The organism is Citromicrobium bathyomarinum, assembly GCF_038594605.1.
GTDB classification, from domain to species: domain Bacteria; phylum Pseudomonadota; class Alphaproteobacteria; order Sphingomonadales; family Sphingomonadaceae; genus Alteriqipengyuania; species Alteriqipengyuania bathyomarina_B.
Genome location: NZ_JBCFZM010000001.1, coordinates 1,061,265 through 1,082,118 on the forward strand (window position 1 = coordinate 1,061,265; position 20,854 = coordinate 1,082,118).

Below are 20,854 nucleotides of genomic sequence, written 5' to 3' on the forward strand. Positions count from 1 at the left end.
CTTCAGCCGGCTGAGATGCTAGTGGCTCGCCGTTGCCTCCAGCGCGATCACAGGGTCGGCTTGAACGTATCGGGATCGGCCATCCGCCAGTACTCGGCGAAGGCGGTATCGTCGGGCTCGTGCAGCAACTTGCCGGGCTCGACCTCGTGCACGATCTGCGACCACGGGATCATCTCGGCATTGTTCTTCCACTGCCGCAGGTGGCGCGGCGTGAATTCGTCGGGCGATTCAAGCCCGCAGGCGACCACGATGTCGTGCAGACTGTCGAGCGTCTTGGACTGGAAATTGGCCACGCGCTGGGCTTTTTCCGGGATCACGAGGCCGCGCTGGCGAGCCGGCGAGCTGGTCGCGACCCCTGTGGGGCAGGTGCCGGTATGGCACCGCAGCGATTGCACGCAGCCCAGCGAGAACATGAAGGCGCGCGCGGCGTTGCACCAGTTCGCGCCCAGCGCGGCATTCATCGCGATGGACGATCCGGAAAACACCTTTTCCGAGGCGGCGAGCTTGATTGTGTCTTTCAGCCCCGTCCCGATCAGCGCGTTGTTGACGTAGTAGAGACCTATACGCAGCGGCAGCCCGACGTGGTCGGACAATTCCAGCGGCGCCGCACCCGTGCCGCCGCCGCCGCCATCGACGACGATGAAGTCGAGCGTGATGCCGCTGTCGAGCATCGCCTTGCAAATCGCGAACACCTCGTGCGGCTGGCCCACGCACAGCTTGATGCCGACCGGCTTGCCGCCCGAAAGCTCGCGCATCTTGGCCGCGAATTCCAGCATCTCGCGCGGGGTCGAAAAGGCCGAGTGCCCCGGCGGCGAGAGGCAATCTTCATCAGCCGGAACCTGCCGCGTTTCCGCGATTTCCTTCGTCACCTTGGCCGCTGGCAGCAGCCCGCCATGACCCGGCTTCGCGCCCTGGCTCAGCTTGATCTCGGTCATCTTGACGGAATCGTGCTGCGCCTTGTCGCGGAAGCTGTCGGGGTCGAAATTGCCGTCCTTGTCGCGCGCGCCGAAATAGCCCGAGCCCAGTTCCCACACGACGTCGCCGCCATGCTTGAGGTGATAGGGCGACAGCCCGCCCTCGCCCGTATCGTGATAGAAGTCGCCGATCTTGGCGCCCATGTTCAGCGCCTCGATCGCGTGATTGCCGAGCGCGCCGAAACTCATCGCGCTGATGTTCAGGCGGGCGGCGTCATACGGCTTGCTGCACTGGTGCGTGCCGACATGCACCCGCGTGCGCTTGGGCGCCTTGGGGTTCGGATTGATCGAATGGCACAGCGCCTCGTACTCGTCGGAATAGACGTCCAGCTCGGTGCCGAAGGGCTGCGCGTCTTCCTGGTTCTTGGAGCGGGCATAGACGAGGGATCGGGAAACGCGGTCGAAAGGGCGGCCCTCCAACGGGCCTTCGACGATATAGCTGCGCAGGAAGGGTCGCAGATCCTCGAACAGCCAGCGAAAGCGGGCGGTGAGCGGATAGTTGCGCCGCAGCGAGTGGGTCGGCTGGATCATGTCCCACAGCGCGATCAGCAGCAGCGGCGCGACGACCACGAGAGCCCAGTAGAACTGCTCGGCAACCCAGTGCCCGAGTGCGGCAATCGCTATGACGAGGATGAGCGGGACCCAGAAACCCAGATTTCGTTCCAAGCCCCTGTCCGCGAACAATCCTCGCATCAGCATTCGCTATCCTTCTTGTCGGTCTGGCTCGCGCATTGCGACCAGAGTCCTCGTAAGTAAAGAATCGCAAACGCTCGCGGAGGCGTGGCCTCTCGCTGCACACGCGTTGCGGCCGCCGGTCGCGCCAGATTTCAGAAGGGCGCACCGATGATCGTCAGCAGGTTGTCGACGATGCGGCGCCCGAACGGACGGGTGGTTGCGGCATCGCGGTCGATCTCGATCGCATCCTCCAGCCAGCGCTGCTGTCGCCTGCCCAGCTGACCTGCGATCTCGTCGGACTCGAGCAGGATGTTGTTCTCGAAATTCAGATCCAGGCTGCGGCGATCCATGTTGGACGATCCGATCAGGGCGACACAACCGTCGGCCACGATCGTCTTGGCATGCAACAGGCCGCCGCAATACTCGAAGATGCGTACGCCCGATCTCGCCAGCTCGGGGTAATAGGCGCGGCTGATCGCTCCGACGACGCGGTCGTCGTTGCGATGCGGGACAACGATGCGCAACTCGACCCCGCGACGCGCGGCTGCCACGATCGCGCCGAGCAGCTCGGGATCGGGCGCGAAATAGGGCGTGGTGATCGTGACTTGGGATTGCGTCGCCGCCAGTACGGCCGCGAACATGTCGGTCATCGTGCCACGCGGCGAGAGCGGGCCGATACCGCAGGCGATGGCGGCGATGCCATCGGGCAACGCCCGCGGCGGCTCCGCGCTCATCGCTTCGCGCAAATCCTCGCCCGTTTCTAGGGTCCAGGCGGCCGCGAAGATGATGTCGGTCTGGCGCGCGACCGGCCCTTCGAAGCGGACGAAGATATCGACCCAAGGCGCGAAATCGCGTTTGACGAGGAATGCAGGATCGGCGCAGTTCTGACTGCCGCAATAGGCGATATGCCCATCGATGACGGCGATCTTGCGATGATTGCGCAGATCGGTGCGATGCCCGACGAGAAAGCCCATCCCCAATGGCGCCGAGAGCAGGCTGCAAACCTGGGCGCCGGCATCGCGCATTGCCGTCCAGTGGTCGGAGCGGATCAACCCTCTCGACCCGATGGCATCGACGGCGATCCGGCAGGTGACCCCTCGCTGCGCAGCACGGCAGACCGCCTGCACCACCTTCGTGCCATTATGGTCACCGAGCCAGATATAGAAAGACAGGTGAACCGAATGCTCCGCGGCATCGATATCGGCCACGAGCAGCGCGATCGCGGCATCGGAGTCTGGTGGAAGGGTCGCCTGATTGCCGGTGCAGGTCGGCCAACGCGCTTCGGCCTCGAAGGTGCGGAACGCATTGCCGTAAACGCCGCGCAGATCGGCCTGTTGGGTCGGGCGCGGAGCAAAGGGGAGCAGCGCCTCATAGGCGCGGCGCTGACGTTCGCGAAGGCCTCTGGAAATCCATGCTTCGCCGAACAGGAGGTACAGGATCACTCCGAGCCCGGGCAACGCGATCAGCAGGAGCAGCCACGCCGCCCGCGCATCGGATCCGCGACCTTCCAGCAGGAGCGCACGCAGGATCACGGCCAGATGGATCGCCGCGAGGATCAGCCACCAGATGCTCATATTGATCAATGCCGTTCCCCGGTCCGCGACAGACCCAACATCCAGCTGAGATTTCGCCTTTGCTCCGAGACTCGCTGCTTGTCGATGCGAAGACGCCCCGCCCGCTCGCAAAACGCATCGCACCGCTGCGGGCCAGCGGGCCTGCATACTTGCATTCGATCCGCATGCTCGCGAAACATCGGGCTGGGCAACGCTTTGGGGAAGGACCGGCGGATGGCAGGAAATGCGCTCGGCTGCGGGCTAGATGGCGATGGCGGGAGCGGAGAAGATGACGAGCCATCCGGCCCTTCGCACGCGCCCGAAATCGAATTCATCTGCGACCCCGCGCTGGTCGGCACCATCCCCGCGCCCGAGCGCGCGATCCGTTTCGCGCCCGACTGGTTCAAGCGGCTCGACCGCGAAATGGGGATGGAAGACGCGCACGGCATGCCTGGTCTCACGGTCAAGGCGTGCCTGCCGGTGACCGATGCCCTGTCGCTCGGTTTCGTCATTCCGCTGCCCTATGATGTCCTGTTCCGCGTGCCGCAAGACCGGGTGTCGATCGAACTGGGCTGGCCGCAGAATGTCGCTTTCACGCCGATAGAGCAGCATCATCCCGGCCAGATCGGCGCGCCCGAGCCACCGTTCGAAGCGGCCATGCCGCTCAAGTTTGTCAATCCGTGGCGGATCAAGGTGCCCGAAGGCTATTCGGTGCTGTTCATGCAGCCGATCAACCGGCCCGACCTGCCCTTCACCACCTTCGCGGGCATGGTCGATTGCGACCGGTTCGAGACGACGGTCAACATGCCCTTCCTATGGACCGGTTCCGTGGGCGAGCATGTGCTGCGGGCAGGCACGCCGATTGCGCAAGCGATCCCGATCCGCCGCGACAGCCTGCTTAAGAAGCACGCCTCGCGCGCTTCAACCGAGGCCGAGCGAGCCGCAGAAGCGGACGCAAAGCAGCGCAAGTATCATGAGGAATCGACCTATGCGCGCGAATGGCGGGTGAAGAAGTAGCGTCTGCCGCTGCGCAGGCTAGCCGCGCCCGCGATAGTTCTGCACGCCCTGGTCGGGCACCCACAGCCCTTCGGGCACCGGGCCGCTCTGCCAGAACACATCGATCGGGATACCGCCGCGCGGATACCAATAGCCGCCGATGCGCAGCCATTGCGGGCTCATTTCGTCGACCAATCGCTGGCCGATGCCCACGGTCACGTCCTCGTGGAAGCCGCAATGATTGCGAAAAGAGCCGAGGAACAGCTTGAGGCTCTTCGATTCCACGATGGTGGCGCCCGGCGCATAGTCGATCACCAGATGCGCGAAGTCCGGCTGGCTGGTGACGGGGCATAGCGAGGTGAACTCGGGCGCGGAAAAGCGCACGCTATACAGCGAGCCCTCGCGCGGATTGGGCACGTAATCGAGCACGGCCTCTTCCGGCGAGGCGGGCAGCGCGCTCGACTGGCCGAGAAACTTGGGGGAAGGTGTGTCGCTCATGCCGCGTCCATGCCTTTATCGTGGCCAGCGCACAAGCGAGCCTTTGCAAGCCCGCGATTAACCGACTATTCAGCGCCGTTCTGCCCGATGCCGAGGCAGGTTCCTTCTTCCCCCAAGGGCATGAATTCGTAAGTCGACCAGATGCGATTGCTACTCCCTCTTGCTGTGCTGCTGTGCGCGAGCGCTGCCGCCGCGCAGCCCGCCAGCACTTTTACGCTGCCTCCCGATCCGGACGCCACCCCCACGTCGCGCCCGCAGGTGCAGGGGCCTGTCGATACCGAAAGCGAAGTCCCCAGCGTTCCGCGCGTCATCACGTCGCCCACGCCGCAGCCGACCCGCACCGCGCCGACCCCGCGCCCGACCGCTTCGGCACGCGCCACGCCGACACCTGCGCCGAGCCGCACTGCCGCTCCGCAGCCTGCCACGAGCACGCCCAGTCCATCGCTGCCCGCCAGCGAACGCTCGGTCCCGACCCGCGAGGTTCTTTCGCAACCCGATACCGCTTCTTCGCCGGTGGCGGACGAACCTGCGCCCGAGCAGGATCGCGCTGCGGCTCCTGCGGATCAGGACCGCTCAGTCACCCCGATCGAGGAAGAGTCCGGCGCACTCGACCTTCCCGAGGTTTCGGGCAGCGAAGATACCGCATCGGCCAGCGTTTCAGACCAGCCGAATGCCACGAGCTTCCCGCTCTGGCTGGCGGGAGCCCTCGCTGCCGCGCTGCTCGTGCTGGGGGCGATTGCGTTCGCCGTCATGCGTCGTCGCAAACCCGCGCCGGACGAGCCTGCTGAGATCGTGAACCCGGCGGGTGCGCCGCGGCATGAGGTCCGTGGATCCAATTCCGTCGCCAAGCCCGACGCCGGATCGCTGGAGGTGGAGGCCTATGCCGTGACCCTCAGCCGCAGCGTGATGAACGCCTCGATCTCGTACCGCGTTACGATGGTCAATCGCGGTCGCGTGCCGATGACGCAGGTTCAGGTGCATGGCGACGTGACGACCGCGCATGGCCGGGTGCCGGTGACGCAACAGTTGGCCGATGCGACGCAGGCCTTACCCGAACTGCATAGTCTCGACCGCCTCGAACCCGGGCAGCGCATTACCCTACACGGCGACCTGCGCCTGCCGCTGGGCCAGGTTCGCGCGCTGCTTCAGGGGCAGGTGCCGGTGTTCGTGCCGCTGCTGCGCCTGACCGTGCGCGCCGCCGATATGGAACCGCGCGCCTTCACCTATGTGATCGGCACGCGCAGCCCCCAGAAGGGCGCCCGCCCCACTCCATTCCGGCTCGACGGCCCGCCGCGCAGCTACGACAAGCTGACCACCCGCGCCGTCGCCTGAGCGCCACGCTCGACAAGCGGCCGCCCGCGCCGCTATCCGGCTCGGCATGGACATGCTGATTTCTACCGAATGGCTCGCCGACGAGCTGGGTGCGCCCGATCTCGCGGTGCTCGACGCCTCGCTTCACCTGCCCGGAGCCGAGCGCGACGCGCGGGCTGAATTCGAGAGCGGCCATATCCCCGGCGCGCGGTTCCTCGATCTGGCGGGCCTCCACGACCCGGCATCGGCCCTGCCCGGCAAGGTGCCCGACGGGGACCGGATCGCGCGCTGGCTGGGCGAGCGCGGCATTGGCGCGCAGACGCGCATCATCCTCTACGACGATTCGCAGCTTCGCAGCGCGGCCCGGGCGTGGCTGCTGCTCGACCTTGCAGGTCTCGCCAATATTGCGGTGCTCGACGGCGGGCTGGCGAAATGGAAGGCGGAAGGCCGCCCGCTGGAAAGCGGCTCTGCGATGGCAACTGCTGTCGGACGCCCGCCCACCGCGGTCCGCGTCACCGATATCCGCGACAAGGCCGCGATGCTCGCCAATCTGGAGAGCCGCGCCGAACAGGTCGTCGATGCACGCAACGCCGGGCGCTTCACCGGGGCCGATGAGGACAGCGTGCATGATCTGCCCGGCGGGCACATCCCCGGCGCACGGCACCTCTTCTTCCGCGATGTGCTGCGCGAGGACGGCACCTTCCGCGATCCCGAAGAGCTTCGTTCGCAGGCCGAAAGAGCTGGCCTTGACACCGACCAGCCCATCGTCGCGAGCTGCGGCAGCGGGGTGACCGCCTCGGTGATCCTGTTCGCGCTCCGCCTCGCAGGCGCCTCGCAGACCGCGCTCTACGACGGCAGCTGGAGCGAGTGGGGCGCGGACCCCGAGACACCCAAGGAAACCGGAGAGGCCCGGTGAGCAAGACACGCGACGATCACCGCTCCGCCACCCGCGCGGTGCTCGCCGGGCGGCGCGAGGAATGGACCGGCAGGGTGGTCAACACCCCGATCTGGCGCGGCAGCACACATCTCTACGCCAGCGAGGAAGAGCGGCAGGAGAGCCTCAAATATAACGAGGACGGGCACTTCCACTACGGCCGACGGGGCGCGCCGACCCAATGGTCGCTGGCTGAGGCGCTGACGCAGCTGGAACCGGGAGCGGATGGCACGATGCTCTATCCCAGCGGCACGGCGGCGCTTGCAGGCGCGATGATGAGCGTGTTGGAGCCCGGCGAAGTATTGCTGGTGCAGGACAATGTCTACGAGCCGACCCGCTCCATCGCCTCAGGCCTGCTCAAGCGATGGGGCGTGGAGGCGCGCTTTTTCGATCCCGCCGACCACGATGCCTACGCCGCGGCTTTCGATGACCGGACCACCGCCGTCATGCTGGAGACGCCCGGCAGTCTGACGATGGAAGTGCCCGATATTCCTCACCTTTCCGCCATTGCGCGCGAGAAAGGCGCCTGCACGCTGGTCGACAACACCTGGGCCACCGGGCTGGGTTTCGCCGCGCTCGAGCATGGATGCGACATATCCATCACCGCGCTGACCAAGCATGCAGGCGGGCATTCGGACGTGATGATGGGCGCGGCGAGCGCGGGGAAGAAGCACTACGCCAAGCTGCGGCACACCGCGCAAAGCCTCGGCCAGTGCGTCTCGCCCGACGATGCGGCGCTGGTTTCGCGCGGCCTGCGGACGATGCCGCTAAGGTTGCAACAAACGTCCACAAGCGCACTCAAGGTCGCACAATGGCTGCAACAGCGCAGCGAGGTGGCGCACGTCCTGTGCCCGATGCTCGAGGGATCGCCCGGCCACGAGTTGTGGCAGCGCGACTTCACCGGCGGCTGCGGACTCTTCAGTTTCGTGCTCTCGGGTCACACCGATGCGCAGCGCAGCGCCTTCGTGAACCACCTCGAACTGTTCGGCATCGGCTACAGCTGGGGCGGGTTCGAAAGCCTCGCCCTGCCCTTCGATGCGGCCCGCATTCGCAGCGCGAGCGCATGGCCGTTGCCCGGCTGGCGCGAGGAAGACCGGCTGGGCATTCGCCTCGCCATCGGGCTCGAAGATGCGGATGACCTGATCGCGGACCTTGACCGCGCCTTCGCCGCGATCAAGCATAGCTGATGTCCAGCGCTTTCAGTCCCAATGCCGCAACCGATGCGGTGCTCAACCCGCAAGGAACCGCGAGCCCATCGCCCACGCCGACCGGCGAACCGCTGGAGGCGGGCGAACAGGTGATCCTGCAGCCGGTGCCCACGGACGGGTCCACGGCTGCGAGCACCATGCCCACCCCCGAAGCCAGCCCGACGGACAGCGTGAAGGCGGCCGACGAGATCGCCCAGGCGGTGGGCGAACAGAGCCAGACGATCGGCGATGTCATCGGATCGCTCGACGGAATGGCGATCAATGTCGGTTCGATGCACATTTCGGTGTGGGACGGGATTGTGTTCCTTGCTGTGGTCGCCGCCGTGTTTGCCTTCGCCTTCTTCGGCAGCAAGCTCGCGCATATGGGGTTGGCGCGCGCGACCAAGCTCGACCAGACGCGGCGACTGCTGGCGGAAAAGATCGTCACCATCGTCGTCTGGGGCATGGCGTTCTTCATCGGGATCGACCTGCTGGGGATCGATCTGACCGCGCTGGCGGTGTTCTCCGGCGCTTTCGGCCTCGCCATCGGTTTCGGCCTGCAGAAGACCTTCGGCAACCTGATCGCCGGGATCATCCTGCTGATGGACAAGTCGATCAAGCCGGGCGACGTGATCGCGATCGCGGACCAGGCGGGCGTTTCCACCTTCGGCCAGATCCGCAAGATCGGCATCCGCGCGGTCTCGATCACCACCCGCGACCAGAAGGAATACCTCATCCCGAACGAGAACCTGATGATCAATCAGGTCGAGAACTGGTCCTATTCCAGCCGCAACGTGCGGATGCAGGTGCCCGTGGGGGTGAGCTACCACGCCGATATCGACAAGGCCGAAGAGCTGATGCTGGAAGCCGCGCTGTCGTGCGACCGGGTGTTGAAATCTCCGCCGCCGACCGTGTGGCTGGACGGTTACGGCGACAGTAGCGTCAATTTCATCATCCACGTGTGGATCACCGACCCCGAAGCGGGGATCGGCAATGTGAAGAGCGCGGTGCTCAAGAAACTGTGGCACCTGTTCCAGGATCACGATGTGGAAATCCCCTTCCCGCAGCGCGACATCAACCTGCGCAGCGCCGAAGGGCTCGACCAGCTGATCGCCGCGCTCGAGCAGAAGCGCAGCGGCAGCAAGGCGAAACCTGCCGCTAAAGAATAGCTAGGCCGCCACCAACCCATTCTCGTTCGCGCCGCCTCGCGCCGCCCGCCATGTTGGACGACATGGCAGATACCGGCACAATCCATCTCGTGGGCGCAGGCCCCGGCGACCCCGACCTCCTGACGCTGCGCGCCGCGCGGCTGATCCAGCGGGCTGAGCTTATCGTGCATGACGGGCTGGTCGATCCGGCCATCCTCGCCATGGCGCGCAAGGACGCGACGCTGATCTCTGTCGCCAAGCAACGCTCGAAGCACACGCTGCCGCAGGAAGACATCAACGCGCTGCTCGTGCGCGAGGCCAGGGCCGGGCGCTCCCCCGTGCGCCTGAAGGGCGGCGATCCGCTGATCTTCGGGCGCGGCGGCGAGGAAGCCGAAGCCGCGCGCGCGGCAGGCGTGCCGGTCGAGGTCGTGCCCGGCATCTCCGCCGCGAACGGCGCTGCCGCAGCCGCGCAGATCGCGCTGACGCACCGCGATGCCTCCAGCATCGTCAGCTTCGTCGCAGGCCAGTGCAAGGGCCTCTCCGAACAGAACTGGGCGGGCCTTGCGGGCAAAGGCCGCACGCTGGTGATCTACATGGGTGTGAAGACCGCTGGCGACATCGCCGACAAGCTGATGGCCGACGGCCTCTCACCCGATATGCCGATCGCGATTATCGAGAATGGCGCGCGTCCCCAAATGCGCGTCTTGCACGGGCTCCTTGCGGGCCTGCCGGACCTCGTCGACCACGAGCGCGTCACTTCCCCGGCGCTGATCGTGATCGGCGAGGTCACCGCGCGCACCGACGCACAACTCGCTTCACAGGCGATGGAGGCGGCACAATGATCCTCGTCACCGGAAACGACCTCAAGACCGGTGCGGTCATCTGGTGGACCGGCAGCGGCTGGTCGATCCACATCGAAGACGCGGTCGACGCTGGCCAGGCCGGCAATGCGATCATCGCTGCCGAAGAAGCCGCACGCCGCGTCAATTCCGCCTATGTCGTCGAGGCCGAGCCTGGCCCCGACGGCGCCCCCCGCCCTGCCCATATCAAGGAGCGCATGCGCGCGCTCGGCCCCACTGTGAGACCCGATTTGACGCTTAAACCCGATGATGCCGACGCGATAAGGAACGTCGTCTGATGTACGCCTACGACCAATACGACCAGGCGATGGTCGATGCGCGCGTCGCCGAGTTTCGCGACCAGTGCGAACGGCGACTGGCGGGCAAGCTGAGCGAAGACCAGTTCAAGCCGCTGCGGTTGATGAACGGGCTCTACCTCCAGCTGCACGCCTACATGCTGCGCGTGGCGATTCCCTACGGCACGCTCAACGGGCGCCAGATGCGCGTGCTCGCCGATATCGCGGAGAAGTACGACCGTGGTTACGGCCACTTCACCACGCGGCAGAACATCCAGTACAACTGGATCAAGCTGGAAGACGCGGGCGATATCCTCGCCGATCTGGCAACGGTCGAGATGCACGCGATCCAGACCAGCGGCAACTGCATCCGCAACATCAGCTCCGACCATTTCGCGGGCGCCGCGGCGGACGAAGTGGCGGATCCGCGCCCCTATGCCGAGTTGCTGCGCCAGTGGTCCAGCTTCCACCCCGAATTTTCGTACCTGCCGCGCAAGTTCAAGATCTGCGTCATAGCGAGCGAACAGGATCGCGCGGCGATGCGGCTGCACGATATCGGCATCCGTATCGTCGAGCGCGAAGGAGAGCTGGGCGCGCAGTTCTACGTCGGCGGTGGCATGGGCCGCACCCCGATGATCGCACCGCTGATCCGCGACTTCGTGCCGCTCGACCAGCTAGTGACCTATTCGGAAGCGTGCCTTCGCGTCTACAACCGCTACGGACGGCGCGACAACAAGTACAAGGCGCGGATCAAGATCCTCGTCCACGAGCTGGGCGCGGAGGAATATACCCGCCAGGTCGAAGAGGAATTCGCGCACCTGCTCGACCAGGGCGTCGAGCCGCCGCTGGCCGAGCTGGAGCGGATCAAGGGGTTCTTCGCCGATCCGGCTTTCGACGCGGCCGACGCCGAGCCCGACCGGTCGGACCCCGATTTCGCGGTCTGGCTCGATCACAATACGCATGCGCACAAAGCACCCGGTTACGTCTCGGCCATCGTCAGCCTCAAGCCGGTCGGCGGCATTCCTGGCGACGCGACCGACACGCAGATGCGCGTGCTGGCCGATCTGGCGGAGCGCTATTCCTTCGATGAGCTGCGGGTCATGCACACGCAGAACGTTGTCCTGCCGCATGTCAGCAAGGCCGATCTCTACGCGCTGTGGCAGGCGCTCAACGAAGCGGGCATGGGCACGCCCAATGCGGACCTCATGGGCGATATCATCGCCTGCCCCGGCCTCGACTATTGCTCCCTCGCCAATGCCCGCTCGATCCCCATCGCGCAGCGCATTTCGGAGCGCTTCGCCGCCAATGGCAAGGAAGCCGCGCTGGGCGAGCTGAAGCTCAAGATTTCGGGCTGCATCAATGCCTGCGGGCACCATCATGCGGGCCATATCGGCATCCTCGGCGTCGACCGGAAAGGCACCGAGAACTACCAGCTGCTGCTCGGCGGATCGGAGGCCGAAGATACCAGCCTCGCCAAGATCACCGGCCCCGGCTTCGACGAGCACGGCATTGTCGACGCGGTCGAGACCGCCGCCGATGTCTACCTGCGCGAACGCGACGAGGGAGAGCGTTTCCTCGATACCTACCGCCGGATCGGCATGGCCCCGTTCAAGGAGGCGCTCTATGGCTAACCCAAATCCTCCCCTCCCCTTCAGGGGAGAGGATCGAGGGGTGGGGTCGACCCACGCCCGCACCCCCGCTCCTGCCTTCGAACCACCCCCAACCCCCTCCTTTGAAAAGGAGGGGGCGATATGACAGACCAAGCAACCTTACGCCTGCGGGATGACGCGGTATGCATGGAGCCTGCCGTCACGCTCGATGCCTTTCCCGGGCAGACCAATGCGGTCGCGGTGCGGATCGAACCGGGCGAGGACACGCGCGAACTGCTGCCCCATCTCGACAGGCTCCGCCGGATCGATATTGCCTTTCCCGCCTTCACCGACGGGCGTGGCTATTCCGCCGCGCGTATCCTGCGCGAGGCGGGCTTTACGGGCGAATTGCGCGCGGTGGGTGATGTGCTGGTCGACCAGCTCGCCTACATGCGTCGCTGCGGGTTCGATGCCTTTGCACCCGACGCGCCGATCGACGTAGCCGATGCCGAGGCCGCCTTTGCGCGCTTCCCCGAGGTGTACCAGAGCGCCGCCGACAAGCGCACACCGATCTGGGCGCTGCGCCACGGCCGCGCGGGATGAATGCGCCCCATCGCCTCTCGAGAAATATCGACCGGATCGACACCGGATCGCGCTTCACTGCCGAGGATGCTGCGCGCCTGAACGCGCAGCATGCCGACAGCGATGCCACAACATTGCTGCGCGACATCCTGCAGCAAGAGCCGGTCGGGCGGGTGGCGATCGTCTCCAGCTTTGGCGCGGAAAGCGCGGTGCTGCTGCATCTTGCGGCGCAGGTGGACCCGGGCACGCCGGTGCTGTTCCTCGACACGCACAAGCACTTCGAAGAAACGTTGCGCTATCGCGACGATCTGGTCGCGCATCTCGGGCTGACCGATCTGCGCATTCTGGAGCCCGACGAGGCGGAGGTGAATGCGCGCGACGAGACCGGCTTGCGCTGGTCTTACGATCCCGACGGCTGCTGCGAACTGCGCAAGGTGCGTCCGCTGGCCCGCGCGCTCGCCTCGTTCGATGCGACGCTGACCGGACGCAAGGCGTTCCAGGCGGCGACCCGCGCGCAGCTGCCGCGCTTCGAGATCGATAGCAGCGACGCCGCGGGGCGGCTCAAAATCAACCCGCTGATCGACTGGAATGCCGCGCGCATCGACGGGTATTTCGAAGAACACGCCCTGCCGCGCCACCCGCTGGTCGAGCGCGGCTTCCCCTCGATCGGCTGCGCACCCTGCACGCACAAGGTCGCCCCGGGCGAAGACCCGCGTTCGGGCCGGTGGAAAGGCTGGGACAAGGTCGAATGCGGCATCCACAAGCCGGGCGAGGAGCCGTTCCTCTGATTGCCTAGGACGATTGACGCGCAGGCCCTCCGCCCTAGTCTGAGGCCATGCTGAGCTCCGCCCTTCCCCTCGTCCTGCTCCTGCAATCCGCACCCCCTGCGACCGAGCCGGATTGTTCCTACGATCTCGACGCAATGCTCGCGCTCGACCAACAGGCCTTCGATCAGGATATGGACGGCGGCTGGCGACCGCTCGGGCAGCGTGACGGGTGCGAGGCTGCCGCGGCCGAGCTAATCCGCGAATGGCGGCACGCAAAGCGCGCGCATGGCAGCATCCTCTACTGGCACGAAGGCCAGATGCGCGCCTTCGCCGGGCAGACCGAGCAGGCGATCGCGCTGTTCAACCTGACCTACACCGCGCCCGAGGAAGACGCCGACTTCGGCTGGAACCACTATGTTTCGGGCAGTATCGCCTTCCTGACGCGCGATCGCGAGCGCCTGGCCAGATCGATCGAAGCGCTTAAAACCGTGCCGGAGCCGGAGGAGACCAGCTTCACCACCCCCGATGGCGTGGTCATCCAGATGGACTGGCCGCCGAACCTCAACGTTCTCGAGGCCTTCGATCATTGCTGGGAAAAAACCTACCGCGAGGCTTATGGCACTCCCGAATGCGCGGCGCCCGAAGGGGACGCCTAGAGCATCCCCGCTTCGCGATACCACTGCGCGGTGTCGCGCAGCCCTTCGCGAGTGAGAATTTCGGGCTGCCAGATGTCGGTCGGTACGCCGCGCGAAGGTGCCACCGTCCAGTCCTTGTGCGCGAGGTAGCCTGCGCGATCCTTCGTCAGCCGCGCATTGCGCCCGCGAAATTTCTCGTCGAGCGCGGCCGCCGCGTGCAGCGCGAAGGCGGGCAGCGGGATGGTATGAACATTGGTGCCGACCGCGCTTCCGATGCTGCGCGCGAGATCGGTATGGGTCCAGCCATGCGCGCGCCCGTCGTCGGGTTCGAACACCTGGTGCGTGATCCCCTCCCCACCCTCGCGCAGTGCGAGCAGCAGGCGCGCGAGATCGCGCACGTGGATCATCGAGCTGCGCCCGCCCGCAGGCACGGGCAGCACGCCCTTCTTCGCCGCACGGAACATCTCCAGATAGTCGCTGTCGCGCGGGCCGTAGACGCCGGGCGGGCGCACGATCGTCCAGTCGAGCCCGCTCGCCGCGACGATCGTTTCGGCCCGGCGTTTCGAGGCGCCATAGGCGGATAGTTCGGGCTCACGCGCGGCGAGCGAGGATACGAAGACCAGCCGTTTGGCACCTGCGCGCTTCGCCGCTTCCACCACGTTGAGCGTGCCGGTTACGTTGACGATCTCGAAATGGTCGGGGTTGGTCGTGCGGGTCAGCCCCGCGATGTGGATCACGCATTCGGCATCGGCAACCAGATGCGCCAGCTTGAACGGCTCGCTGAGGCTGCCGTCGACCCATCGAAAACCGCGCTTGTTCTCGGGCACATTGCGGGCCAGCACGCGCACCCGCTCTCCCCTGCCTTCCAGCAGATCGAGCACGGCCTGGCCGACGAAGCCCGTGCCACCGGTCAGCGCCAGCGTCATGCGCGCAGGCCCGCAGAGGTCGCCACTACAGCGGCGACCACGTCGCCTCGCCCTCGCCCCTGCTTTCGTCGTCGGGCCCGTCTTCCTCGGACTGATCGCCGCCGGCCTCGTCTTCCAGCGCGGTGCGTTCGGGCAGGTAGCCGAGCACTGCGTCGAGCAGCGCCTCGACGCCCGCACCCGTCGCCGCAGACACGGGGTATACGGCATCGGCGCCGACCGCTTTCAGCTCATCCGAAAAGGCATCGGCCAGTTCCGCGTCGGCAAGATCCAGCTTGTTCAGCGCGACGATGCGCGGCTTGTCTTCCAGCCCCTCGCCATAGGCCTCCAGCTCCGCCTCGACCGTGCGCATGGCGGCGGCCGGATCGTCGCCCGCAATGTCGATCAGGTGGATCAGCACCCGGCACCGCTCGATATGGCCGAGGAAGCGGTCGCCGATGCCGGCGCCTTCCGCCGCTCCCTCGATCAGGCCGGGGATGTCTGCGAGCACGAAGTCGCGGCCCTTGTGGCGCACCACGCCCAGCTTGGGCACGAGCGTGGTGAAGGCATAGTCGCCCACCTTGGCGCGGGTATTGGTGACCTGGTTGATGAAGGTCGATTTGCCCGCGTTGGGCAGGCCGACCAGCCCCACGTCGGCGAGCAGCTTCAAACGCAGCCACACCCACATTTCCTCGCCCGGTTCACCCGGCTGGTGCTGGCGCGGTGCGCGGTTGGTGCTGGTCTTGTAGCTGGCGTTGCCTCGCCCGCCCATGCCGCCTTCCATGAAGGTAACGCGCTGGCCGACCTGCGTGAAATCGGCGAGGACTTCGTTCTTGTCCTCGGACAGGACCTGCGTGCCCACGGGCACTTCAATCACGAGGTCGTCCGCACCCTTGCCGGTCCGGTCGCGGCCCATGCCGTGCCCGCCGCGCGAAGCCTTGAAATGCTGCGCGTACCGAAAGTCGATAAGGGTGTTGAGCCCGGCAACGGCGACGAACACGACGTCGCCGCCCTTACCGCCATTGCCGCCATCGGGCCCGCCATACTGGATGTATTTTTCACGCCGGAAACTGACGGCCCCTGGGCCGCCCGCACCGGACTTGAGGAATATCTTGGCTTGATCGAGAAAATGCATTGGGCGCCAAGTAAGCTGAAATGGACGGGATTACTAGGCACCGGCCCGCGCGCATTCGCGCAAGGGTAACGCCGGACGGCGGTTAACACGTGCCAGGTGCCGCAACCGGACCGGGCGTATCGGGCAAGTATCGGGAGAATCAACACCTGGTGGAGCCGAGCGGGATCGAACCGCTGACCTCGTCATTGCGAACGACGCGCTCTCCCAACTGAGCTACGGCCCCGTTCAGGTGTGACTGGCAAAGAGGTGCGAGACGCGCCCCTTCGCAAGAGCGCGGGCTAATACCGAACCCGGCGTCAGACGCAAGGCCTTTCGGTAATCCGCGCGCTACTTGCCTGAAGAATCGGGCTCGGGCGTTCCCTGCACTTCTTCCGGCGTGCCGGTGGCCGCAGTCTGCGGCAGCACGATGACCGGAGGCGTGTCTTCCGCCAGAGTTTCTTCGGCAGTGCTCGGCGCGACTTCCACCATCTGCGAATCCTGCGGCACTGCCAGCATCGGGTCGGAAGACATGGCGGGAGCGGTCTGCGCGCCCATCTGCACCGCACCGGACGCATCGCCGGTCAGCTCATCGCTCGAAGCGTTGAGCAACACCGTGCCGTCCGTGCTCTGCGGCGACTGCCCGCTCGCGACCTGCGTGGCAGGGCCGTAGGTCGGATAAAGACCCTGCGGCGGACCATACTGCCGGTCCCACGCGGCCACGTTCGTCTGATACCGTTCGAAAGCGCGGAAGAAATCCTCGAACACGCCTTCGAAGCGAGCCAGCGCACGGGCCGAGAAACTGTCCAGATCGCCGGGCGCGACGAGCACGGATTCGTTGCTCAGTTCCAGCGCCGCATCGCAGAAGGCGACCTTGGCGGGTGGCAGGGTGAAGTAGTTGTAGACCTTGGTCATGTAGGAATCGAGTTCCGCGCGACCCGTCTTGCGGTCGCCGTATTTCTCGCGGAATTCGGCCTCGACCTTGTCGTTCGCCTTATCGAGCGGCTTGTCGAAATTCTCGAGGAAGGCCTTGTAGTTGGGCAGGATGTTCACGTGCTCGGGCGACAGGCAGTTGAGCGCGGCCACGTTGAGCGCGGAGCGCACGTTCCAGGTCTTCTGCGCAGGCGTGATGTCTGCATTGACCGTCTGGCGCACGCCGTCGGGCGCGACCGGGGGTATCGCCATCAACGCGCTGGCCCCCATCGGCGGCAGCGGCCGCGGCGGGATCACCACGGGCGGCGGCGGCGGCGGCGGTGGAGGTGGCGGCGGAGGCGGAGGCGCTGGCGTAGCGCACGCGGCGAGCGTGCCCAGAACACCGGCGAGGATCGTGATGCGTAACGGCGACTTCAAGTCGTCGGACATAGTCGAAAGGCTCCCATGGCGGGTCGGCTCGCGCGATCCGGGGGAAGCGCTGCTGCGACCACTGCTGTGGGACCTTCCTAACGCATTAGACCTTAACTGAAAATGCCCGAGACGGTGTTTCCGCCCCGGGCATCCCATTTTGCAAAAAGTGTGTCCGATCCGACTCTAGTCGCGGGCGACGCCCATGAAGCGCAGCAGGAACAGGAACATGTTGATGAAGTCGAGGTACAGGCTCAGCGCGCCGAGGATGATCGACTTGCCTTCCCAGCTCGTGCCACGCAGGCGCTGATAATCGTTCTTCAGACGCTGCGTGTCGTAAGCGGTAAGCCCTGCGAAGATCAGCACGCCGAGGATGCTCACCGCCAGTTCCAGCGCAGCGGACTGCAGGAACATGTTGATGACCATCGCGATGACAATGCCGATCACACCCATGATCAGGAAGCTGCCCCAACCGGTGAGATCCTTCTTAGTGGTGTAGCCGAACAGGCTCAGGCCTGCGAAAGCACCAGCGGTCGCGAAGAAGGTCGCCGCGATCGATCCGCCCGTGTAAACGAGGAAGATCGTCGAGAGCGACAGCCCCATGAGGAAGGCGAAGCCCCAGAACATCAGCTGCAGCGTGCCGCGGCTGAATTTCTGCGCGCCGAAGCTCATCGCGAACACGATGGCCAGCGGCGAAAGCGCCACGATCCACATCAGCGGGCCGCTCGCGAGGGTCAGGGCAAGTCCCGACTGCGCGGTCAGCAGCGCGACGATCCCCGTGAGCAGAATGCCCGAGGTCATATAGTTGTAAATCGAGAGCATGTACTTGCGCAGACCCGCGTCGAAGGTCGTGCGCGAGGCGACATCACCCCCGGCGCGCGGCACCGAGCCGAAACTCTGCCGTGTGCGGTCGTCCCAATCAGCCATTTCAAAGCCACTCCAGTTGCCGGCTGCAATATGCGCCGGTTCAGGAGAGAATATTGCGTCAAATGCCCCGGAATTCAAGGGCTGGCAGCACGATTTAGTCTTAACCGCCGTTCAGGTGCAAGGGGTGCAACAGACGCCTTTTATGCACCTGTCCCGGTTGCCGGTTCAGGCCTCGCCCGCCGCATCGATCATCGCCGCTTCCAGCGCCTCGGCGGGCTCCTTGTTGCCCCACAGCACGAACTGGAACGCCGGGTAGAACCGGTCGCATTCCTCGACCGCATTCTCGATCAGAGCCTGCGCCTGCGAGACGCTCAGCATGCCGTCGTCGGCCAGCAGCGCGCCGTGGCGATAGACGAGCACGCCCCCCTGGCTCCAGACGTCGAAATGGCCAAGCCACACCTGTTCGTTGACGAGGCCGAGCAGCTCGTAAGCGGAGGCAAGGCGATCCTTGCCCACGCGGATATCGGGCAGGCAGATCAGCTGGAGGACGCTGTCTTCCGGCTTTAGCACCGCACGCACCTGATACTTGACCCAGGCGCCCTGCACCTCGCCGCCCAGTTCTTCGTCGGCATGGGTGTCCAGCGCCCAGCCGCGCGCGTCGAACAGCGCGGCGAGCACATCCATCGGCGATCCGTATTCGTTGCCGATATTGTCGTTCAAAGCGGTTTCCATCTGCGATCCCTATACCCGTCCATCTGTTTCAACGCCTTGTGGGGGATCGACGGGGGCACACGCAAACCGCGCAGCGAAGCGAGCGGTGTATAAGCGTTAACGCTGTTCACGCCTTGTGGGAAAAGCGCTTTTTCGGCGCAAATCCGTGATGTCGAACCGACGCGATCAGCGCAGGTCCTCGATCTCCTGACCTTCGGCGCTGGTCCACACGAAGGAATCGATGTCCGCCGCCGCGAGCGCATTGAGCGCCTCGCGCGCATCCGCCTGGCTGTCGAACGGCCCGGCGAGCAGGCGGTTGGTCTGACCCCATGGCGTCACGAAAGGCCCCTTGCCCTTCAGCGCATCGACCTTGCGATATTTCAGGCGCCAGTCGCTGCGCAGCAGGCTGCGGTTCTGCCCGATACCCAATTGCAGCCAGATCCGCTTGGGCGCAGGTGGCGGCTCGGGCGCTGCGACCTCGCGTACCGGGTCGATGGCGGAAATATCGACGACGTCGTCGCCCGATACCGCGACCGTGGTCGGCTCGGCGAAATCGGCGAAGGCGTCCGCCAAATCCATCTTGCCGAGCGATGCGGGCTGCGCGGGAGCGGCCGTCGCGGTGCTTGCCTGCACACTGCGCGATTCGGGCTGGCCTGCATTGGCCGGCGCAAGCGGCGCGGTGTCTGTCCGCGCCTGCGCTGGCGGACCGGCGGGCGGGCCAGAGGGAGATGGGGTGGCACTCTGCGATAGTGCGGCAACCCGAACGGGCGCTTGCGCTTGGGCCGGTTGCACATTGCCCGGCGAAGCGGGCAGTTCGGCCTGGGCCGCGCGGGTCTCGCCCGACTGCGCGGGCGTGCCGGTGGCTGCGGGGGTTGGCGGAGGCGGCTGCGACGCTGCAGCGGGCTGGGCAGTACCGGGTGCGGCACTCGCCTGCCGTTCCGGCTGACGCATGATCGTCCGCGTCAGCGGATCGCGGGGGTCCACACCATTGCTCCGCGCGCCCTGGCTTTCCTGCGCTGCGACAGCCGTGCCAAATGCATTTCCACGCGGTTCGAGCGCACCGTCCGGGGTTTCCGGCGCGCCGAGCGTGCCCGCCGCGCTCGCGATGCGCGGGTCGTCCCGTCCGATGCGGGAGGCGGAAGGATAAATCCCGAGATTGGCGGCGGCGGCCTGCTGCGACTTCGTGAGGCGCGGCATGAAGCGCAGATAGGGCTCCATCCGCCCCGCCAGATCACGCGGCATTACGGCGCGCGCGATCTCGATCGCGTCTTCCGCATTGCCCAGGATCGCCAGTCCGAAGGCGCGCGTGCGATAGGCGCCATAATCCTTCTCGTCGATCAGCGGCTTGAGCGCCTCCTCAAAAGAGCGGCGATCGCCTGCAATCGCATAGCTGAGCGCAAGGCGCTGACGCACCGCGGCATCGTCCTTGCGTGACAGCGCCTCGCGATAGGCGCTCTGCGCGGCACCGTTCTGGCCGACCAGATCGTAGGCCAAGCCGCGATCGGCCCACAGCGATCCGGACGCGATTCCGGCATTGTCGGCCTCCTCGAACAGTTTGAGCGCCTCGACCGGGCGTCCGCCGCGCACATAGGCAGCGGCCATGCCTTCGGAGATGCGCGGATTTTCCGGCGACAAGGCTTTCGCCCGACCGAAGAAACCGATCGCCGCATCCATGTCGTCCAGCTCGAGCGAGGCGAGACCCGCCGCGATCAGCGCATCGACATCGCGCCGATCCTTGGCCAGCCGCAACAGCGCCGTGTTGAGGTCGGACACGGCAGCAGGCGGCAATGGCTGCACCACCGCGCGCGACACCGAATCCTGCGACTGCGCAGATAGCGGAGCTGCAACGCCGAGAACGCTGCACGCCAGCATGGGCACAAGCACCGGCAACGCGGTGCGCGAGATTTTGAATCGACCCGTCATCGTGCGGAAACTAGT

General features: G+C 66.0%; 20 protein-coding genes and 1 tRNA gene. 11 read left to right on the forward strand and 10 right to left on the reverse strand.

Annotation, left to right across the window (positions count from 1 at the left end):
• Positions 1–47: 47 nt before the first annotated feature.
• Together AAG612_RS05210 and cls are read right to left on the reverse strand one after the other, a co-directional pair.
• Positions 48–1,673, reverse strand: a complete 1,626-nt coding sequence (locus AAG612_RS05210) for an FMN-binding glutamate synthase family protein (protein WP_342507905.1) — start codon at positions 1,671–1,673, stop codon at positions 48–50.
• Positions 1,674–1,801: 128 nt separating this feature from the next.
• The gene (gene cls / locus AAG612_RS05215) at positions 1,802–3,223 is read right to left on the reverse strand and encodes a cardiolipin synthase (protein WP_342508605.1); all 1,422 of its coding nucleotides are present in this window, start codon (positions 3,221–3,223) and stop codon (positions 1,802–1,804) included.
• A 213-nt stretch (positions 3,224–3,436) separates the two neighbouring features.
• Between cls and AAG612_RS05220 the strand changes: the two genes are divergently transcribed.
• On the forward strand, positions 3,437–4,219 hold the full coding sequence (locus AAG612_RS05220; protein ID WP_342507907.1) for a hypothetical protein: 783 nt from the start codon (positions 3,437–3,439) through the stop codon (positions 4,217–4,219).
• Between the two features lie 18 nt (positions 4,220–4,237).
• Here the strand turns inward: AAG612_RS05220 and queF are convergent, their stop codons facing one another.
• A complete protein-coding gene (gene queF / locus AAG612_RS05225; RefSeq protein WP_342507909.1) occupies positions 4,238–4,696 on the reverse strand; it encodes a preQ(1) synthase in 459 nt (152 codons plus the stop codon).
• Between the two features lie 141 nt (positions 4,697–4,837).
• On the opposite strand from queF, the gene AAG612_RS05230 reads away from it, so the two are divergent.
• From AAG612_RS05230 to AAG612_RS05275, 10 genes are all read left to right on the forward strand, one after another.
• Positions 4,838–6,028: a hypothetical protein gene (locus tag AAG612_RS05230; RefSeq protein WP_342507912.1), complete on the forward strand. Its 1,191-nt coding sequence runs from the start codon at positions 4,838–4,840 to the stop codon at positions 6,026–6,028.
• 46 nt (positions 6,029–6,074) lie between these two features.
• Entirely contained in the window at positions 6,075–6,923 is an 849-nt protein-coding gene (locus AAG612_RS05235) for a sulfurtransferase (RefSeq protein ID WP_342507914.1), read from the forward strand.
• Positions 6,920–8,128 carry a cystathionine beta-lyase gene (gene metC, locus AAG612_RS05240; protein ID WP_342507916.1) on the forward strand — a complete coding sequence of 403 codons (1,209 nt, stop codon included), beginning with the start codon at positions 6,920–6,922 and terminating at the stop codon, positions 8,126–8,128. Before AAG612_RS05235 ends, metC begins: the two co-directional genes overlap by 4 nt.
• Complete coding sequence (locus AAG612_RS05245; RefSeq protein ID WP_342507918.1) at positions 8,128–9,297, forward strand: mechanosensitive ion channel family protein; 1,170 nt, start codon at positions 8,128–8,130, stop codon at positions 9,295–9,297. The genes metC and AAG612_RS05245 overlap by 1 nt, the downstream gene beginning before the upstream one ends.
• A 62-nt stretch (positions 9,298–9,359) precedes the next feature.
• A complete protein-coding gene (gene cobA / locus AAG612_RS05250; RefSeq protein WP_342507920.1) occupies positions 9,360–10,118 on the forward strand; it encodes a uroporphyrinogen-III C-methyltransferase in 759 nt (252 codons plus the stop codon).
• The gene (locus AAG612_RS05255; RefSeq protein WP_342507922.1) at positions 10,115–10,414 is read left to right on the forward strand and encodes a DUF2849 domain-containing protein; all 300 of its coding nucleotides are present in this window, start codon (positions 10,115–10,117) and stop codon (positions 10,412–10,414) included. The genes cobA and AAG612_RS05255 overlap by 4 nt, the downstream gene beginning before the upstream one ends.
• Positions 10,414–12,042, forward strand: a complete 1,629-nt coding sequence (locus tag AAG612_RS05260) for a nitrite/sulfite reductase (protein WP_342507924.1) — start codon at positions 10,414–10,416, stop codon at positions 12,040–12,042. Before AAG612_RS05255 ends, AAG612_RS05260 begins: the two co-directional genes overlap by 1 nt.
• 120 nt (positions 12,043–12,162) lie before the next feature.
• Complete coding sequence (locus tag AAG612_RS05265) at positions 12,163–12,603, forward strand: DUF934 domain-containing protein (RefSeq protein ID WP_342507926.1); 441 nt, start codon at positions 12,163–12,165, stop codon at positions 12,601–12,603.
• Positions 12,600–13,370 carry a phosphoadenylyl-sulfate reductase gene (locus AAG612_RS05270; protein ID WP_342507928.1) on the forward strand — a complete coding sequence of 257 codons (771 nt, stop codon included), beginning with the start codon at positions 12,600–12,602 and terminating at the stop codon, positions 13,368–13,370. The genes AAG612_RS05265 and AAG612_RS05270 overlap by 4 nt, the downstream gene beginning before the upstream one ends.
• A 47-nt stretch (positions 13,371–13,417) precedes the next feature.
• Positions 13,418–14,005, forward strand: coding sequence for a hypothetical protein (locus AAG612_RS05275; protein WP_342507930.1), 588 nt, complete (start codon positions 13,418–13,420; stop codon positions 14,003–14,005).
• Here AAG612_RS05275 and AAG612_RS05280 read toward each other — a convergent pair.
• The 7 genes from AAG612_RS05280 to AAG612_RS05310 form a co-directional block, all read right to left on the reverse strand.
• Positions 14,002–14,910, reverse strand: coding sequence for an NAD-dependent epimerase/dehydratase family protein (locus tag AAG612_RS05280; RefSeq protein ID WP_342507932.1), 909 nt, complete (start codon positions 14,908–14,910; stop codon positions 14,002–14,004). The genes AAG612_RS05275 and AAG612_RS05280 overlap by 4 nt on opposite strands.
• Positions 14,911–14,935: 25 nt before the next feature.
• Positions 14,936–16,021, reverse strand: a complete 1,086-nt coding sequence (obgE, locus tag AAG612_RS05285; RefSeq protein ID WP_342507934.1) for a GTPase ObgE — start codon at positions 16,019–16,021, stop codon at positions 14,936–14,938.
• 147 nt (positions 16,022–16,168) lie between these two features.
• Positions 16,169–16,244, reverse strand: a tRNA-Ala gene (locus AAG612_RS05290).
• Between the two features lie 104 nt (positions 16,245–16,348).
• Positions 16,349–17,359, reverse strand: coding sequence for a hypothetical protein (locus AAG612_RS05295; protein WP_342507936.1), 1,011 nt, complete (start codon positions 17,357–17,359; stop codon positions 16,349–16,351).
• Positions 17,360–17,524: 165 nt separating this feature from the next.
• Entirely contained in the window at positions 17,525–18,265 is a 741-nt protein-coding gene (locus AAG612_RS05300) for a Bax inhibitor-1/YccA family protein (protein WP_342507938.1), read from the reverse strand.
• 165 nt (positions 18,266–18,430) lie between these two features.
• Complete coding sequence (locus tag AAG612_RS05305) at positions 18,431–18,937, reverse strand: type III secretion system chaperone family protein (RefSeq protein WP_342507940.1); 507 nt, start codon at positions 18,935–18,937, stop codon at positions 18,431–18,433.
• Positions 18,938–19,102: 165 nt separating this feature from the next.
• A complete protein-coding gene (locus AAG612_RS05310; RefSeq protein ID WP_342507942.1) occupies positions 19,103–20,839 on the reverse strand; it encodes an SPOR domain-containing protein in 1,737 nt (578 codons plus the stop codon).
• Positions 20,840–20,854: the final 15 nt, after the last annotated feature.